Below are 16,969 nucleotides of genomic sequence, written 5' to 3'. Positions count from 1 at the left end.
GTTAATAACAAAAAGAGGCTGCCTTACGCAGCCCGTGCTCGGCATGGATCGACTTCATGAACAGGAAACAGGTGGCCTGGATTGCCCCGCAATCCTCCCCCGTGCAGAACCGGGGTGCCGATCTACCAGTGCTGCTGATGACCAAGATCACGCCTCCGCGTCGCGGTCGCGGCATTCTTCCACGCCCTCGTCTTGAGCAATTCGCTGAACAGCTGAGCGAACGTCGGCTCGCGATTCTCGAAGCCCCACCCGGGTTTGGCAAAACAACGTTGGCTACCATCTGGGCAGAGCGGCTTACTGCGTCGGGGCATGCGGTTGCCTGGCTATCGCTGGATACCGAAGACGATAGTGCCCAGCGGGTTCTCTACTATCTTAGTGCGGCGATAAACCGTGTTTGTCCTGCTGTGGGAACGCGTTGTCTGGAGGTGGACGCCAGTCAACACAGCCCCCAGGTTCTGGCCAGCTGGCTGATGAGTGAGCTGGAGCAGCAGCCGGAGCCGATTACGCTGTTTCTGGATGACTATCACTGTATTGATGACACTGTGCTGGTTGAGGCGCTGCGCTTTCTGGTGCATCGCGCACCAGAGCATGTGCACATGGTCTTTATCGGTCGCCGGGACCTGCCTGAAGCCATCGTTGAGCACTTCTACGCTGATGAGCGTCTTGAAGTCGATGCGGCGATGCTGCGCTTTGAGCCTGAGGAGACGCGAGACCTCTTGCGTAAGGGCGGTTTGCAGCCAGAGCAGGGCGGTGACCTCTGCAGCATACAGGCTGTGGCGGATGGCTGGATTGCGGCACTACGCGCTTATCTGCTGACACCAAACTCGACCGGTACACGACAGCTGCCGCGCAGTATCGCCAGCCTGTTTGACGACATCCTGGTCCAGCTGGATGAGGCGACCTGTCGTTGCCTGTGTTTTCTGGGCCTGCTGGACAAATTCAGCCCCGCGTTATTGCGCACCCTGTTTGGTGACCATGCTGCGGAGGAGCTGCTGGCGTTGCTGCGTCGACGTCAGCTGTTTCTGAATGTGCTGGATGAGCAGGACAGCTGGTTCAGTTTGCATCCGATGTTCCGTGAGCATTTGCGGACGGCTTCCTTCAGTCACGACGAAGTAGCGGCGCGCGCATTCCTGCTCAAGGCAGCCAGATGGTTCGCCGAACGGGAACTCTGGTTTGACGCCATTCAGTTGGGAATGGACAGCGGAGACGTTGCACAGCTACGTGCGTGGATGCAGGAATGCGCCAGCATCCTCATGGAACAGGGTGATTTCAGTACGCTGATGTTGCTGGAAAAACGCTGGAAAGCACAGCCGGGTGACAGCTCAGTGCCGCTCAAGATTACCCGTGCTTGGGCAATGGGGCTGGCGTTGGAGCACGGTACTGCAATGCGCCTTGCTGATGAATTGGAGGCCGAAATTCGTCAGTTGGCGGTTGGTGACGAGGCGGTTGCCATGCATTGGGAGGTCCAGGCAATCAAAGCCATGGTGCTGGCGCTGGATGATCGATTTGCCCATGCTGCTCCGCTTGCTGTCGCCTGTTTTGAGTCGGGACATTGCACGGCCTGGGCCCAGAATGTACTGGTCAATGTCATTTGTGCCGCGCACATGCGGTCTTGCCGCTGGGACCAGATGTACGCTTTGCCGCCGACGCAGGGCATTGGTGAGGGCAATCGCGGCTATTTCATGCACGAGTGCTATCGCAAGTCGCTGTATGCTTTGAGCGAGTTTTACCAGGGACGCATTGTGCAGGGTATGGCAACGCTTGATGGTCTGGTGGAGGAGGCTGCCGAGCTGTTTGCCTGCAACCTGCGCCAGCCGAATCCGGTGCTGACCGCACTACCCAAGGGGTTCAGTGCCACGGGGCACTACCTGCGCGGCGAGTTCACCGAGGCCGAGGCGCTGTTGCAGGAGTGTATGCCCTATATCAAGGCTGGCAGTTTCATCGAGTGCACTGCCTTTGCATATATGGCTCAAGTGCGTTTGTTGGCCCATCAGGGCCGATTTGCCCAGGCTCGGCGCATGCTGGACGACCTGGAATCGCTGGCGTTGGCTCGGGACTGGCCGCGCTTGCAGTCGCGGGCGTTGTTGGAGCGGGTACGCCTGCATCTGCTGGAACGCAAGCCGCGCGAAGCCCGCGTTTGCTGCAGCATGCTGCAGCAACTGGCCAGCCTTGAATGGCCGGATCAGTGGTTGGACCGTGAATACTTCGCGTTGCTGTCGCGACTTTGGCTGGCATTGGAGGTTGAGCGCTGCGAGCCTGAGTTGCTGGATCAGGCCGAGCAGATGCTGGCGCGGCTCGAGAGTGCCGAAATTTGCCTCTACTACGCAGAACTGGGGGCGGTAACCGGCCTGTTATTGGGTCGAGAGCGCGGAGTGGATGTTGCAACTCCGTTATTGGGTTCGGTACTGCAGCTCGTCAAGGATACTGGCATGGTCAGTCTTTTGAGTGATCTGCCCAGCCAGGATGCCTGTGGGCTGTTTGTCCGGCATTGCCCGGTGCCCTTGCAGCAACTGGCCACTGAGTTGCTGGGCATTGATGTACAGGGTGAGGGAGTAGGGGGCAGCGAGGCGTTGCTGGCGCTGACGGTCAAGGAGCGTCAGGTGGTACAGCTGGTTGCTGAGGGCAAGTCAAACAAACAGATTGCCCGCGACCTGAATGTGACGCCCGAGACGATCAAGTCGCACATGAAAAACATCTTCGCCAAATTGAAAGTGGACAATCGTGCCCAGGCTGCGGTCATGCTGCAGCAGTACGCATTGGTCTGACGTTTTACTTTTAACCTTCGATACGGGGCGGTCTGATGGCCGCTCCCGCTATTTGTGTGCGGACCGTTCCGCTGGCTGCTTTGGGTTGCGTTCAGGGCAGCTGAAAAAAGAAAGCCCCTGTCGTCCGGAGCAGCGGAAACGACAGGGGCCCGGTGCTGCTCAGATATCAGCGAATACCGGATGCCCGCAGCGCGTTGGGAGTAAAGTCTGCCGACGACGCTCGGAAGCTGAAGTCGTAGTTCTTACGCTCCTCATTGGTCATGCCCAGTGCCATGTAGCGACCGTTTTGCAGGTCATACAGGGTTTCGATGGCGTAACCTGGCACTTGCTGGTCAAACCGTTGCATTGCAATCGCCTCTGCCACGCGCCACAGTCCGCCGCGGCCGTCATAGTGATCGATCGCACCTGCCTGCCAGTTATCCTCATCAATGAAGAAGTGACGCTTGGCGTAGACGTGGCGTTGACCTTCCTTCAGGGTCGCTTCAACCTCCCAAACGCGGTGCACTTCGTAGCGCACCAGGTCCTGGTTGATATGGCCCGGCTGGATGATCTGATCGTACTCAATGTCGCGCGAGGCGATGGCAAAGTTGTTGTACGGAATCAACAGCTCGCGCTTGCCGACCAGTTTCCAGTTGTAGCGGTCCGGTGAGCCGTTGTAGAGGTCGTAGTTGTCCGATACCCGAGTACCGTCAGCGCTGAACGCCGGGCCGTCATAGGCGACCTGGGGCGCACGGCGTACACGACGCTGACCGGCGTTGTACATCCAGGCGGCGCGCGGCTCCTTAAACTGGTTGATGTTTTCGTGCACCAGCAGGACGTCACCGGCCAGACGCGACGGTGACAGGATGCGCTGGGTGAAATAGAACATCAGATTATCGGAGATCTTCGGGCCGTAATCGGTCAGTGCGGTGGCAAAGCAGAACTCATCCTGCAGGATCACCATGGTGTTCGAGCCATTTGCTTGCGGGGTGGCCTGTGCCATGACGCGGGTGAAACTACCGCCACGGTAACGGGTAATGTGGTTCCAGATCACCTCAACGCCATTCTGCGGAATAGGAAAGGGGTAGGCTGTGTCGAAATTCTCGAGACCGTTGCCACCTTCGGCCAGCGTTGTGTTGACGGCGTTGCGGGCAATGGCATCAAACACTTCCTGGGGCACGGTGGCGCTGCGGTTGGTCTCGAAAACGCGCAGCTTGTAGGTGTCAGGATAGCGCTTGAGCATCGCCTTCTGCCCGTCGGTGAGCATGTCGGCGTACTGATCCATATTGGCGGCGGAGACGGTGTACAGTGGCTGGTCGCCGGCAAAGGGGTCGGCATAAAAACCATCCGAATCAACCGCCGCAGCGTCTTTGGCCATACCGCCGGTCCAGGCCGGGATGGTGCCGCTGGCGTTGCCGGCACGTTCCGCGCCCATCGGGGTCAGGGTGGTTTGCAGCTTGGCAGCCTCGTCGGGCGAGACGGCAGCACTGACTGACAGCGCCAGCGCGCTGAGCATGGCGCCGCCGAGAAGCTGAAGGGATCGTTTAGGAATCTTTTTCATTGCTTGCTCCGTTTCTTATTAGAAGTTAACGCCGACGCTGACAGCCACGAAATCGCGGTCTGTGTTCGGGTTATAGTCTCCACCGAAGAAGTTGGTGTAGTTGATGCTGGCGTTGTACTTGTTGTTGTAAACGCCGGTCAGACCGACGCTGGCGGCCATTGAACCTTCAACAAAGTTCGGGCCAGTGCCGTTGACGTCGTGGGAAAACGCAAAGCTGGGCTTGAGTGCCACGCCAGCGAAGCCTTCGTACTCCATGTTGACCAGTGCTCGGTAGCCCCAGGAACTGCTGGTGTAGAAACCGTCGTAGGTACAATCGGACGGGTCAGCGGCATTGAGCACGGCCTCACAGGCACCGAGTGGAAGTGGACCGGATCCGTACAGCGAATCGCGACCATAGCGCAGCTCATCAAGACCTCTCTTGATGCCGCTGATGTGGTTGTAGCCAACCTCGCCAATCACCGTCATGCTGCGGGCACCCAGAATGTTGTCAAAAATTCTGATGGCGGTTACCTGTGCTTGCGTTACAGGCATGCGGGTATAACCCTGAATCACTGTGCCGGCGGGAATGGTTGAACCCAACGATGCGCCAGGAACGTGGCCGCTGGTATTGATCGGGCTGATGTGGTTTGTCAGCGCGGCTCCGGTCAAGTCGTTCGAACTGATCTGGACTGGCTGGTTTGGCCGGTAGCTGACTTCGCCAGACAGTGCCGTGCCGCCGACGTTGGTCTGGAAGCTTACACCGTAGATACGGATATCTTCCGGGTAGGCGAGGAAGTAGTTACCCAGCAAAGGCACATCAACTTGCCCGGTCTGGTTATTGGGTTCTGCTCCAATCGGTGTCGGAGCGCCGCCGTTGCCGGCAGAAATGGTGTTATAGGTCGGTAAGCGGCTGTGAATGTTCATGAAATACAGGCCAAACTCGGTCTGATTCAGCTGCTCGGCGTAGTAGCGGAAGGACACACCAAACTGACCCTCATCCTTGGCGTCACGGTCCCCAGCGCGTGGCAGGTAGACAAACGTCGGGTCGCCGTTGGCGCCGTTCTGACTGCCACCAACGCCGACCTGATAGCAACCGTCAGCCAGGGTGTCGCTCGGTGAGAAAAAGGTGCCGCAGTTGTCGATGACGGTCTGATCCCACTCCAACTGGTAGAACGCTTCCATGCCCAGGTTGTCAGTCAGGCTCTGCGACAGATAGAGCATATTGACCGGGATCAGACCTTCCTTGATCTCGGCACCGGGACGGCGGAACGCGGCAACGTCGATGGGGTTGATGCTGTTGATGCCGTTCTGAATAAAGGTGCTTTCACCCCAGCTCACCACCTGTTTACCGATACGCACTGAGCCCGGCATGTCGCCAATGGTGTAGTTGTGGTAGAGGAAGGCATCCAGTAGCTGAATGCCGGATGCCTTGGCGGCAGTCTTGCGGTTGTCGTCACTGATGTCGTAAAGGTCCTGATGGCCGTCCTTCAACTCGAAGTCGTACCAGTACTTGCCACGCAGAAATACACCGGTGTCCCCGTATTGCAGCGACAGGTCGTGGATGCCCTTGAAGATCGTGGAGAACGCATCGCCCTTGTCGAAGTTCAGCCGGTTATCGTCGGTGTTGGCAGCGTTTGCATTGCCACCGCTATTGGCCCAGATGAAGTCTTTGTCGGGGCTGGCAGTTGCCCAGCTGGAGCCGATGGAAATGCTTGAGTCGAACTGTCCTTCGATGTCACCAATATCAAATCGCACCGCATGCGCGGGCAGCGCTGAGGCCATTGCGATGGCGACTACCATGGGTTTTAGGCTGCACTGTAAGAGCTTTCTTGTTTTTATGTTTTTCATGTTGTCCTCGCGCCGGGCGCTTGTTGTTATTGAGGATCCCAGGCTCGCAGCAGTGCTCGAAGGCGGTTCTGCCGCTGGATTTGACTCTATGCCGATACTTTTTCTGTTTATCCCCCCCTAATGGGGGAGCGGCGGGGGATGGGGTGCTTACAGGGAAACGCCGCTCGTCCATAATGCGGGCGGGTGTCGAGCCAGACCAACGGAGAGTGGGAAATGACTACCAGAGCGTTGTTGATCGGCGGTAATGCAGAGGGAACGGTTGCCATAGAGCCGCGTATGGCCAACCGCCACGGGCTGATTGCAGGCGCAACCGGCACTGGCAAAACGATCACATTGCAGGTGCTGGCACAGGCTTTCTCGCAACTGGGTGTCCCGGTGCTGGTCCCTGATATCAAGGGCGACTTCTCGGGCATTGCCAAACCGGGTGTAGTGTCGGAAAAGCTTCAGCAGCGCGCGCTGCGCGTCGGTATTGAGGCGCTGGAACCCAAAGGCGCGTCGGTAGTGTTTTGGGATGTGTATGGTGAGAAAGGGCACCCGCTGCGCCTGACCATCTCCGAGCTAGGGCCGCAATTGCTGTCGCGGCTGTTGGGGCTGAATGAAACCCAGAGCGGCATCATCGATATTCTGTTCCGGGTCGCTGATGATCAGGGCTGGCTGCTGCTCGACATGAAAGACCTCCGGGCGATGCTCAATCATGTCCACGAGCACCGTGCCGAGCTGGGGCCACGCTACGGCAATATCTCGCCAGCCAGCGTTGGTGCTATCCAGCGCTCGTTGCTGCGCCTGGAGCAACAGGGCGGGGAGCAGTTGTTTGGCGAGCCTGCCGTCTCGCTGGATGACTTTCTCCAGGTCGACGAGCACGGTCAGGGCGTGGTCAATATCCTGCATGCCGAGCGTCTGTATCGGGAGAGCCCGCTGGGCTATGCCTGTGTCCTTCTGTGGCTGCTGTCCGAGCTGTTTGAGCAACTGCCGGAGGTTGGCGATGCCGACAAGCCCCGGTTTGTACTGTTCTTCGACGAGGCCCACCTGTTGTTCAATGACACGCCCAAGGCGTTGCTGGATCGTATCGAACAGGTCGTGCGTCTTATCCGTTCCAAGGGCGTGGGAGTGTATTTTGTAACCCAGAGCCCGCTCGACCTGCCGGATACCGTGCTGGCGCAGCTAGGCAACCGGGTGCAACACGCGCTGCGCGCGTTTACCCCGCGAGACCAGAAAGCCGTCCGTGCTGCGGCCCAGACCTTCCGCGCCAATCCGGATCTGGATACCGAAGCCGTGATCACTGCACTGGGCGTGGGTGAGGCGCTGGTCTCTGTTCTGGATGAAAAAGGCTCACCGTCCATCGTGCAGCACGTGTGGGTGCGACCGCCGGACAGTCAGATGGGGCCGATTACGGACGCCGAGCGCGCTGCCATGCTCGCCGCTTCACCGCTCAAGGGAGTGTACGACGAGCTGGTTGATCGCGAGTCTGCCTATGAATTGCTGCAACAGCAGGCCGAGCGTTCGATGTCAGAAGAAAAACCGGAAACGCGCAAACAGGGCACCACGCGCAGCCGGCGTGAAAAGAGCATGGCCGATGAAGTGACGGACATGATCACGTCGTTTGGCCGCAGCGCCATGAGCTCCATCGGCACTCAGCTTGGCCGGCAGATAGTACGCGGATTGCTGGGTTCACTGCGCAGTCGCTGAGGGCGGTTACATTCAGTCGCGAGCACAGGGATAATGGCGGCAGTTAAAGGAGAATTGAATGCCCGCGCTTGATCTGACTCTGTTGTTACCTGTGCTTTCCCTCGCATTGCTGGCTGGCTGGGGGCTTACCGCCTGGCTGTTAATGCGCCGCAGCAGCGCGCTGCAGGAGCAGCTTGGCGAGGTGCAGTCGCAGCTCGGGGAGGCGCAGATTACCGCGCAGCAGGCCCAACTGGAGTTGCATCAGCAGGGCAGTGAGCGCGGCGCACAGCTGACTCGCATTGAGCACCTGCAGGAGTCCCTGACCGAGCTGCGTGAGCAGCAGCAGCAGCTGCAGTCGCGGCTCAGCGAGCAGCAGGCCCAGCAGCAATACTGGCAACTTCAGGCTGAGCGTGCGCAAACGCTGGGCACAGAGCAGGGGCGTCAGCTGGAGGAGCTGCGCAGCGAGCGTCAGCGTCTGCAGGGGCGATTGGATGAACTGCAGCAGGAACACGAAGCACTCAAGGTGCGTCACTCCACCCTGGAAAGCTCGTTGGAACAACGGCAGCAGCACTTTGCCGAGCAACAGCAACTGCTCAAGGACAGCCGTGAGCAGCTGAAGATGGAGTTCGAACAGCTGGCGGGCAAGATCTTTGAGGCCAAGGGGCAGGCTTTTTCGCAGACCAGTCAACAGTCGCTGGGCGCCCTGCTTAAACCCTTCCGTGAGCAGATCGACCAGTTCCGCGCGAAGGTCGAGGATATCCACCACAAGGACACCCAGCAACAGGCCACGCTGGCGGCAGAGCTCAATCACCTGAAGGAGCTGAACCGTCAGATTACCCAGGAAGCCCACGATCTGAGCACCGCGCTACGCGGCCAGAAAAAGACCCAGGGTAACTGGGGCGAACTGATTCTGGAGAACGTGCTGGAACGCTCCGGGCTGCGCGCCGGCAAGGACTTCCAGCGTGAGGTCAGCATCAACAACGCCGAAGGCAAACGCCAGCGTCCGGACGTGCTGGTCTACCTGCCGCAGGACAAGCACCTGATCATCGACGCCAAGGTGTCGCTCAACGCCTACACCCGCTATATCAACAGCGAGGACGAGGCCGAGCGGCGCATTGCCCTGAGCGAGCACGTGCAGTCGGTCAGCGACCGTATCCGCGAGCTGTCGGATCGCAACTACTTTGAGCTGCCGGGGCTGAATGCGCCGGAGATGGTGTTCATGTTCATCCCCATCGAATCGGCCTTTGTTGAGGCGCTGAAGGCGGATGAGAGCCTGTTCCAGAAGGCGATTGAACAGAATGTGCTGGTGGCGACTCCAACCACGTTGCTGACCAGTCTGAATATCGTGCGCCAGCTGTGGCGCTTTGAAGACCAGAACCGGCACACCGCGGAGCTGGCCGACCGCGCCGGCAAGATCCACGACAAGCTGCGCACCTTTCTGTCCAGCATGGACGGCATTGAAAGCAGTCTGGACAAGGCCTCGCAGGCCTATCGCAAGGCGCGGGACCAGCTGGTCGACGGACGCGGCAACCTGGTCAAGCAGGTCAACGAGTTCAAGGAACTGGGCGTCTCGGTCAAGGCAGAGCTGAGTGAGGAGTGGACCGAGCGAGCCGCGCTGGAGCTGTCGCACGAACGCGGCGAAGAGACGCCCTGATACAGTGCATTGCCCCGGGCTGGGGCAAATGCATCAGAGGTGGAAATCACCATTGGCTTCTGGCTGATAGAGCACATCGATAATTTTCAGCCGCAGGGGCCGCCCGGCCGGGCCCTGCCAGTTGATGCTCTGACCGATCTTCAGGCCCAGCAGCGCCATGCCAACCGGCGCGAGCACGGAAATGGTGCCGGGGCGGCCAGCCTGTTCCGGGTAGACCAGGGTCAGCACAAACTCCCGATCGCTGGCCTCGTCAATGAAACGCACCGTCGAGTTCATCGTAACCACGTCCTTGGGAATCTGTCGGTGGCTGATGACGCGTGCGCGCAGCAGTTCGTCCTCCAGCGCTTCGAGCATTTCCAGCGGGGCCGGTATATCGGCCATTACCTTCTCCAGGCGTTGAACATCCAGACGGGTCAAGACGATTGCAGGGGATTTGTTCATGGCGAACGGCACTACTCCTTGATCAGAGTTGGGTAAAAATAAGGTAAGGGAAAACGTCGACAGGACGCCGACCTGTCGACCCTAACAGATTGACGCTGAGTTGCAAGGCGGTGAATGTTTCCAATTGTGCTCCAGAGTAGTGCATAAGAAAGCTGTCCAAATGGTCAGTGACCTGAATTGGTGCGCGCCTCACTGCGCCGTCCTCGTGCATCCCCCGGAACTCGGGAGCGCTTATGTGGCATGGCACTTGCTCTGTAAAAACCGATATTGGGTTGGAAACGAGTACGCATGACACACGCCTGGCACCTTGAGCAGCATGACAGCGCATTGAACTGGCAGGCCGGGTTGCGGCTTGGTTTTGTGCGATGCGGCGCGCGCACCCAGCTGGCTCACACCAGTCACCGCGGCCCGTTGCGCGTGCAGCGTCCGTTTACTCCGGAAGGGGTTGATTGCCCGCATTTGTACATTTTGCACCCACCGGGCGGGCTGGTCAGTGGCGACAATCTGCGTCTGCAGGCCGACATGCAGGAGAACGCTTGTACTGTCCTGACTACGCCATCCTCCGGCAAGTTCTACCGGGCCCGTGATAACGGTACCCTGCAGGTGCAGCACAATCGGTTCTCGCTGGCGCCTGGCAGCAGCCTTGAATACCTTCCGCAGGACACCATCGCCTTCGAGGGCTGCAACGCGCGCATGATCACCCGCATCGATCTTGCCGCTGATGCCCGCTGCGTGGCCTGGGATTTGCTCTGCCTTGGGCGCCCGGCAGCAGGTGAGGGCTTCAACTATGGTCAGGTTGACCAGCGTCTGGATGTCTGGCGCGATGGCCGGCCGATCTACATCGAACGCAACCAGTTCGTCGGTGGCGATCCGTTGTTGGCAGCCCGCTGGGGACTTGGCGGCTGTGGCGTCAGTGGTACCTGGCTGGCGACTGTGCAGCTGGACCGCCAGCAGATGGATGATCTGCGTGAAAGCTTGACCGATTGCCCGGAGCTGGCGCTGACCCAGCGCAACGGGCTGCTGATTGGGCGTTATCTCGGCCTGCATGCCGAGCATGCGCGCAATACCTTTATTCGTCTGTGGCGGCAGCTGCGTCCGTTGATCAACGGCCGTGAACCCTGTGCACCACGCATCTGGAACACTTGAGATGGAGCCCTCTTCATGGAGCTGACACCCCGCGAGAAAGACAAGCTGCTGCTGTTTACCGCCGCGCTGCTGGCCGAGCGCCGGCTGGCCCGTGGCGTAAAGCTGAACTACCCCGAGTCGATGGCCTATATCAGCGCCGCCATCATGGAAGGCGCGCGCGATGGTCGCAGCGTGGCCGAGATGATGAGTTATGGCCGCACGCTGCTGACCCGCGAGCAGGTCATGCCCGGTGTGCCGGAGCTGTTGGCCGAGGTGCAGGTCGAAGCCACTTTCCCGGACGGCACCAAGCTGGTCACCGTCCATAACCCGATTCCCTGAGGAGCCCGTCATGATTCCAGGAGAAGTGCAGACCCGGCCCGGCGTGCTGCAACTGAACGAAGGGCGCGAAACACTGGTGATCAGCGTCGCTAACAGCGGTGATCGTCCGGTGCAGGTCGGCTCCCATTACCACTTTGCCGAGACTAACCCGGCGCTGCAGTTTGATCGCGATGCGGCGCGAGGCTTTCGTCTCAACATCGCCGCCGGCACCGCGGTGCGCTTTGAACCGGGGCAGAGCCGCGAGGTAGAACTGGTGGCGCTGGCGGGTGAGCGCAAGGTCTATGGCTTCCGTGGCGACGTCATGGGCAGTCTCTGAGCAGATCTGGGAGAAGCGAACAATGGAAATCAGCAGACAGGCCTATGCGGAAATGTACGGCCCAACCACCGGCGACCGCGTTCGCCTCGGTGATACTGAGCTGTGGATCAGCGTCGAGAAGGACCTGACCCGCTACGGCGAAGAAGTGAAATTCGGTGGTGGCAAGGTCATCCGTGATGGCATGGGGCAAAGCCAGCGTACCCGCGCCGAGACGCCGGATACCGTCATCACCAACGCCCTAATCGTCGATTGGTGGGGCGTCATCAAGGCCGACGTGGCGATCAAGGATGGCAACATCCAGGCGATCGGCAAGGCCGGCAACCCGGACATCCAGCCCGGCATCGACATCATCGTCGGGCCGAGCACCGAGGTGATCGCCGGTGAGGGCATGATCCTTACCGCTGGCGGCATTGATGCGCATATTCACTTTATCTGCCCGCAGCAGATTGATGAGGCGCTGATGTCCGGTGTGACCACCATGATCGGTGGCGGTACCGGCCCGGCCACCGGCACCAACGCGACGACCTGTACGCCGGGTGCCTGGCACATCGGCAAGATGCTGCAGTCGGCCGAATGCTTTCCGATGAACCTGGGCTTTCTCGGCAAGGGCAACGCCAGTCTGCCGGACCCGCTGGAAGAGCAGATTCAGGCCGGTGCCATGGGCATGAAACTGCACGAAGACTGGGGCACCACCCCGGCGGCCATCGACTGCTGCCTGAGCGTGGCCGATGCATTCGACGTACAGGTGGCGATCCATACCGACACCCTGAACGAATCAGGCTTTGTTGAAGACACCCTGGCGGCCATCAACGGTCGGGTGATTCACACCTACCACACCGAAGGTGCCGGTGGCGGTCACGCGCCGGACATCATCAAGGCCTGCGGCGAATCCAACGTACTGCCGTCCTCGACCAACCCGACGCGGCCCTACACCATCAACACGGTCGACGAGCACCTCGACATGCTGATGGTCTGCCACCATCTCGATCCGGCCATCGCCGAAGATGTGGCCTTCGCCGATTCACGTATTCGCCGCGAGACCATCGCCGCCGAAGATATCCTGCATGACCTGGGCGCCTTCTGCATGATCTCCTCCGACTCCCAGGCCATGGGCCGTGTTGGTGAGGTGATTACCCGAACCTGGCAGACCGCGCACAAGATGAAAGTCCAGCGTGGCCCGCTGGAAGGCGACGATGATTGGTCCGATAACGCGCGGGTCAAACGCTACATCGCCAAGTACACCATTAACCCGGCGATCACCATGGGCGTCGGTCATGTGGTCGGCTCAATTGAAGTCGGCAAACTGGCGGATCTGGTGCTGTGGAAACCGGCGTTCTTCGGCACCAAGCCGAGCCTGATTCTCAAGGGCGGGGCCATTGCAGCGGCGCCCATGGGTGATCCGAATGCCTCCATCCCGACGCCACAGCCGGTGCATTACCGGCCAATGTTTGGCGCCTTCGGCCGGGGCATGGACACCACCTGCCTGACCTTCGTCTCGCAGGCGGCGATTGATGCTGGCGTGGCGGAAAAGCTGGGCCTGAAGCGTCGTCTTGAGGCCGTGCGCAATACCCGCACTATCAGCAAGGCCGACATGAAACTGAACGATTATCAGCCGGACATCAGCGTCGATCCGCAGACCTATGTGGTCAAGGCCGACGGCGTTGAGCTGCTATGCGAGCCGGCTGACGAGCTGCCATTGGCGCAGCGTTACTACCTGTTTTAAGGAGAGCACGATGCTGGAATGTCATGCCTGGCTGGAGGACGAGTCCGGTCCCCATGACCACGTACTGGAACTGACCTACGAGCTGCGTACCCGCAGCCGTCTGCGTGCCAAAACGGTTGCCGGAGACGAAGTCGGTCTGTTTCTGCCCCGTGGTCGCGTGCTGGCGCAGGGCGATCGTCTGCAGTGCCTAGACGGCAGTGTGCTGATGATTGCCGCCGCGCCGGAAAAACTCTCGCGCGTTGTTTGTGACGACACCCTGAAACTGGCCCGCGCTGCGTATCACATGGGCAACCGCCACGTGGCGCTGGAGGTGCATGCGACCGAGCTGCGCTACCAGTGCGATCATGTGCTGGACGCCATGCTGGTGGGCTTCGGACTGGAGGTCGAGCAGATCACCGCACCGTTCAACCCGGAGAAGGGCGCGTATCACAACCACAGCCACAGCGTAGCCACGCCGGCCGCGCCGCTGCTGCGCCTCGCTGGGCATGCCCATGACTGAGGTGAGCCCGGTCGCTGATCTGGCCCTGCTGCGTGTGCTGCAGCTGGCCAGTCCGGCGCTGCCGATTGGTGCCTACGCCTACTCGCAAGGGCTGGAGTACGCCATCGAGCAGAACTGGGTGAGTGACATCGACAGTGCCGCCCACTGGCTTGGCGGTTTGCTCGGTCACTCGCTGGCGAAGCTGGATATTCCGTTGCTGCTGCGCCAGTACGATGCGCTGGAGCGTGATGACGAAGGCGCGCTGTTTTCCTGGAACGACTGGCTGCTGGCCAACCGGGAAACGGCAGAGTTGTACCTTGAAGACAGCCAGCAGGGCGGGGCGCTGCTGCGCCTGCTCAAGTCGCTGGCGGTGCCGGCGGCGATGGAATGGCCGCAGGGCGAGCCGATTGCGCTGATGACCGCACTGGCAATGGCCGGCCAGCACTGGCAGACCGGCGCTCGTGCGCTGGCGCTGGGTGCGCTCTGGAGCTGGCTGGAAAACCAGACCGGCGCCGCAACCAAATTGATTCCGCTCGGGCAGACCGACGCCCAGCGGTTGCTGGATCGCATGCTGCCCGATTTGCCTGCTGTGGTGGATACCGCCGCCACGCTGTCAGCCGATGATCTCGGCGCAGGATTACCGGGCCTGGCCTTTGCCAGCGCCCGCCATGAACATCAATACACCCGATTGTTTCGATCTTAAGGAGCACTGACACATGACTTCCAGACCTGCACTGCGGGTAGGCATCGGCGGACCGGTCGGGTCCGGCAAGACCGCGCTGGTTCGCACCCTCTGCGAGCGCCTGTACCCACACTACAACCTGGGCGTGATCACCAATGACATCTACACCCGTGAAGACGCCGACTTCCTGCTGCGCCATCAGGCCCTGCCGGAAGACCGCATTCTCGGGGTAGAAACCGGCGGCTGCCCGCACACCGCGATTCGCGAAGATGCGTCCATGAATCTGGCGGCGGTGGCCGAATTGCAGGAACGCTTCCCGGACATGGAGCTGGTGCTGGTGGAGAGCGGCGGTGACAATCTGGCTGCAACCTTCAGCCCCGAGCTGTCGGACCTGACGCTCTACGTGATCGACGTGTCTGCCGGCGACAAGATTCCACGCAAGGGCGGCCCGGGCATCACCCGCTCCGACCTGCTGATCATCAACAAGACCGACCTGGCCCCGCTGGTTGGTGCCGATCTGGATGTGATGGACCGTGACGCCAAGAAGATGCGCGGCGAGCGTCCGTTCGTGTTCTCGAATCTCAAGAGTGGTCAGGGCGTGGACCAGATCATCGAATTTATCGTACGTCAGGGCATGCTCAAGGCTCTGCCGGACACTGCACAGCAACAAGGAGCCTGACATGACACTGCTGAACAAACGCCTTGGCTTGATTGCCACTCTTGCCCTGCTGCCTGGACTGGCACAGGCGCACCCCGGCCATGATGTCTCGGGACTGGCCGCCGGGATCACGCACCCGTTGATGGGCATGGATCACCTGCTGGCGATGGTGGCTGTTGGTCTGTGCGGCGCCAAGCTGGGCGGTGCTGCCCGCTGGCTGCTGCCGCTGCTGTTCGTTTCCGTGATGCTGGTGGGCGGTGCGTTGGCGATGGCGGGTGTGCACCTGCCGGGTGTTGAACTGGGCATTGTTGGCTCGGTGATTGTGCTGGGGGCGTTGCTGGTTGTGGCGCAACGCGGTCAGACCGCGCCGGTCGCGCTGCTGGTGGCTGGCTTCTCGCTGTTCCACGGCTACGCCCACGGTGCGGAAATGCCGGCATCGGCTGGCGCATTGAGCTATGCACTGGGCTTTGCTCTGGCCACTGCCGTGCTGCATGCTGCCGGCCTGTTCGGTGGTCTTTGGCTGCAGGAGCGCAAGGCCGCCCGTGTGGTCATGGGCAGCCTGGGCGCGCTGATCAGCCTGGCTGGCGTTGGGATGGCCGTCGGCATGTGATTGGCTGCGATACCGGCGGGGTGTGTCCGCCGGTATCGTGTCTCTGCGTTTAACCTCTTCGTTCCCTTTCCTTCCAGCGTCGCTCGGTCTTCTTTCAGGGCTTTCGGCTTGTGCCGTTGGCTGTTGTGGTGCTTTCCCTCGCTCGTGCAGTTTCTTCCTGGTTGGTGCAGCCTGAGGCGACGGCCGAATCAGTGCTGACTCGCTGGCCGCCATCTCGCTTGCCGTGCCGGCTGACAAAGCAATTGACCTGCTCAATCACCGGTGCCCAGTCCTGAAATGGCGCTGCCAGGGTGAGCAGAATTTTGATGTGCCCCATGTCGTTCAGCACTGCGCTTTGCGTGGCTACCTTGTTTTCTCTCAATGCCTCGGCGAGTTGCCGGGTGTTGTGTGGGTCAACCAGGCTGTCATCGGCCCCTGCAAGCAGCAGTGCGGGCGGGCTGGCAGCACTGGCATGGATCAGTGGCTGGGAGTCAACCGGTGTCTGCGGATGATAGAAAACCGGCTGCACATTGGGGTTGATGATCGGCAGAAAGTCATAGGGGCCGGCGAGGCCTATCCAGCCACTGAGCACCTCAGGGGCAAGCTGTTCCTGTGCCAGCCAGCGCGGGTCGAGCGCGAGCATGGCGGCGTTATAGGCGCCGGCACTATGGCCCATGACGAACAGCGGGCCGGATGAGCTTTGCCAGTCGCTCTGGTTAGCCCGAGCCCAGGCCAGCGCCTTGGCACTGTCGCGCAGAAAGTCGGGATAGCGGACCTCCGGATACAGTCGGTAGTCGGGGATCACCGTGATGATGCCGCGACTGGCCAGCGCCTGGCCGACAAAGCGGTAGTCGGCGCGTTCGCCGTTGCGCCAGCTGCCGCCGTAATAGAACACCACTACCGGGGCGTTGGCTTTCAGGTCCAGCGGCAGGTACACGTCCAGCAGCTGACGCGGCAGCTCGCCGTAACTCAGGTCGGTGAGAGCTTTATAGCCGCTGTTGGGTACCAGCCAATTGACCGGGGCCAGCGCCGAGCAGCCGCCCAGCAGGCTCGTCAGCAGCAGGACCATCGTGCGAAACAGCGACATTCAACCACCTCGGATTTCCTGATGGGTGATGTGCAGGCTGTTACAAGCTATTGCATTTGGCTTTCGCGTAACAGCGCTTG

General features: G+C 60.6%; 15 protein-coding genes. 11 read left to right on the top strand and 4 right to left on the bottom strand.

Translation table 11 applies throughout. From position 1 onward, the window contains the following. Positions 1 to 56: 56 nt before the first annotated feature. Entirely contained in the window at positions 57 to 2,765 is a 2,709-nt protein-coding gene (locus C1949_RS06230) for a LuxR C-terminal-related transcriptional regulator (RefSeq protein ID WP_104737610.1), read from the top strand. Between the two features lie 166 nt (positions 2,766 to 2,931). On the opposite strand, the gene C1949_RS06225 is transcribed toward C1949_RS06230, so the two are convergent. Both C1949_RS06225 and C1949_RS06220 read right to left on the bottom strand, forming a co-directional pair. After that, a complete protein-coding gene (locus C1949_RS06225) occupies positions 2,932 to 4,305 on the bottom strand; it encodes a DUF1329 domain-containing protein (RefSeq protein ID WP_229744348.1) in 1,374 nt (457 codons plus the stop codon). An 18-nt stretch (positions 4,306 to 4,323) separates the two neighbouring features. Further along, positions 4,324 to 6,084, bottom strand: a complete 1,761-nt coding sequence (locus tag C1949_RS06220) for a DUF1302 domain-containing protein (protein WP_104737609.1) — start codon at positions 6,082 to 6,084, stop codon at positions 4,324 to 4,326. Between the two features lie 261 nt (positions 6,085 to 6,345). On the opposite strand from C1949_RS06220, the gene C1949_RS06215 reads away from it, so the two are divergent. Beyond that, entirely contained in the window at positions 6,346 to 7,818 is a 1,473-nt protein-coding gene (locus C1949_RS06215) for a helicase HerA-like domain-containing protein (protein ID WP_104737608.1), read from the top strand. 58 nt (positions 7,819 to 7,876) lie between these two features. Beyond that, positions 7,877 to 9,451, top strand: coding sequence for a DNA recombination protein RmuC (locus tag C1949_RS06210; protein ID WP_104737607.1), 1,575 nt, complete (start codon positions 7,877 to 7,879; stop codon positions 9,449 to 9,451). Positions 9,452 to 9,484: 33 nt separating this feature from the next. Here the strand turns inward: C1949_RS06210 and rnk are convergent, their stop codons facing one another. Continuing rightward, entirely contained in the window at positions 9,485 to 9,892 is a 408-nt protein-coding gene (gene rnk, locus C1949_RS06205; protein ID WP_104737606.1) for a nucleoside diphosphate kinase regulator, read from the bottom strand. Between the two features lie 288 nt (positions 9,893 to 10,180). Between rnk and C1949_RS06200 the strand changes: the two genes are divergently transcribed. The 8 genes from C1949_RS06200 to C1949_RS06165 are packed head-to-tail and all read left to right on the top strand — an operon-like array spanning position 10,181 to position 15,823. Further along, positions 10,181 to 11,038 (top strand): urease accessory protein UreD, encoded by an 858-nt coding sequence (locus C1949_RS06200; protein WP_104737605.1) that lies wholly within the window; start codon positions 10,181 to 10,183, stop codon positions 11,036 to 11,038. 15 nt (positions 11,039 to 11,053) lie between these two features. Continuing rightward, positions 11,054 to 11,356 (top strand): urease subunit gamma, encoded by a 303-nt coding sequence (ureA, locus tag C1949_RS06195; RefSeq protein WP_104737604.1) that lies wholly within the window; start codon positions 11,054 to 11,056, stop codon positions 11,354 to 11,356. 10 nt (positions 11,357 to 11,366) lie between these two features. Then, entirely contained in the window at positions 11,367 to 11,672 is a 306-nt protein-coding gene (locus C1949_RS06190) for an urease subunit beta (protein WP_088275339.1), read from the top strand. A 22-nt stretch (positions 11,673 to 11,694) separates the two neighbouring features. Next, positions 11,695 to 13,395 (top strand): urease subunit alpha, encoded by a 1,701-nt coding sequence (ureC, locus tag C1949_RS06185; protein ID WP_104737603.1) that lies wholly within the window; start codon positions 11,695 to 11,697, stop codon positions 13,393 to 13,395. 10 nt (positions 13,396 to 13,405) lie between these two features. Then, the gene (gene ureE / locus C1949_RS06180) at positions 13,406 to 13,894 is read left to right on the top strand and encodes an urease accessory protein UreE (protein WP_104737602.1); all 489 of its coding nucleotides are present in this window, start codon (positions 13,406 to 13,408) and stop codon (positions 13,892 to 13,894) included. Continuing rightward, the gene (locus C1949_RS06175) at positions 13,887 to 14,576 is read left to right on the top strand and encodes an urease accessory protein UreF (RefSeq protein WP_229744349.1); all 690 of its coding nucleotides are present in this window, start codon (positions 13,887 to 13,889) and stop codon (positions 14,574 to 14,576) included. The genes ureE and C1949_RS06175 overlap by 8 nt, the downstream gene beginning before the upstream one ends. Before the next feature lie 13 nt (positions 14,577 to 14,589). Then, a complete protein-coding gene (gene ureG / locus C1949_RS06170) occupies positions 14,590 to 15,234 on the top strand; it encodes an urease accessory protein UreG (protein WP_088275330.1) in 645 nt (214 codons plus the stop codon). Between the two features lies 1 nt (position 15,235). After that, positions 15,236 to 15,823 (top strand): HupE/UreJ family protein, encoded by a 588-nt coding sequence (locus tag C1949_RS06165; protein ID WP_104737600.1) that lies wholly within the window; start codon positions 15,236 to 15,238, stop codon positions 15,821 to 15,823. A 94-nt stretch (positions 15,824 to 15,917) separates the two neighbouring features. On the opposite strand, the gene C1949_RS06160 is transcribed toward C1949_RS06165, so the two are convergent. After that, the gene (locus tag C1949_RS06160; RefSeq protein ID WP_104737599.1) at positions 15,918 to 16,889 is read right to left on the bottom strand and encodes an alpha/beta hydrolase; all 972 of its coding nucleotides are present in this window, start codon (positions 16,887 to 16,889) and stop codon (positions 15,918 to 15,920) included. Between the last annotated feature and the right edge of the window lie 80 nt (positions 16,890 to 16,969).

It is taken from the genome of Halopseudomonas oceani (assembly GCF_002903165.1).
GTDB lineage: Bacteria > Pseudomonadota > Gammaproteobacteria > Pseudomonadales > Pseudomonadaceae > Halopseudomonas > Halopseudomonas oceani.
Note: the sequence above shows the minus strand (reverse complement) of the source record. Positions and strands in the feature narration are given on the sequence as shown.

Coding starts and splice junctions, on each gene's coding strand:
- C1949_RS06230 (WP_104737610.1), top strand. CDS start 57: ATGAACAGGAAACAGGTGGCCTGGATTGCCCCGCAATCCTCCCCCGTG.
- C1949_RS06225 (WP_229744348.1), bottom strand. CDS start 4,305: ATGAAAAAGATTCCTAAACGATCCCTTCAGCTTCTCGGCGGCGCCATG.
- C1949_RS06220 (WP_104737609.1), bottom strand. CDS start 6,084: ATGGTAGTCGCCATCGCAATGGCCTCAGCGCTGCCCGCGCATGCGGTG.
- C1949_RS06215 (WP_104737608.1), top strand. CDS start 6,346: ATGACTACCAGAGCGTTGTTGATCGGCGGTAATGCAGAGGGAACGGTT.
- C1949_RS06210 (WP_104737607.1), top strand. CDS start 7,877: ATGCCCGCGCTTGATCTGACTCTGTTGTTACCTGTGCTTTCCCTCGCA.
- rnk (WP_104737606.1), bottom strand. CDS start 9,892: ATGAACAAATCCCCTGCAATCGTCTTGACCCGTCTGGATGTTCAACGC.
- C1949_RS06200 (WP_104737605.1), top strand. CDS start 10,181: ATGACACACGCCTGGCACCTTGAGCAGCATGACAGCGCATTGAACTGG.
- ureA (WP_104737604.1), top strand. CDS start 11,054: ATGGAGCTGACACCCCGCGAGAAAGACAAGCTGCTGCTGTTTACCGCC.
- C1949_RS06190 (WP_088275339.1), top strand. CDS start 11,367: ATGATTCCAGGAGAAGTGCAGACCCGGCCCGGCGTGCTGCAACTGAAC.
- ureC (WP_104737603.1), top strand. CDS start 11,695: ATGGAAATCAGCAGACAGGCCTATGCGGAAATGTACGGCCCAACCACC.
- ureE (WP_104737602.1), top strand. CDS start 13,406: ATGCTGGAATGTCATGCCTGGCTGGAGGACGAGTCCGGTCCCCATGAC.
- C1949_RS06175 (WP_229744349.1), top strand. CDS start 13,887: ATGACTGAGGTGAGCCCGGTCGCTGATCTGGCCCTGCTGCGTGTGCTG.
- ureG (WP_088275330.1), top strand. CDS start 14,590: ATGACTTCCAGACCTGCACTGCGGGTAGGCATCGGCGGACCGGTCGGG.
- C1949_RS06165 (WP_104737600.1), top strand. CDS start 15,236: ATGACACTGCTGAACAAACGCCTTGGCTTGATTGCCACTCTTGCCCTG.
- C1949_RS06160 (WP_104737599.1), bottom strand. CDS start 16,889: ATGTCGCTGTTTCGCACGATGGTCCTGCTGCTGACGAGCCTGCTGGGC.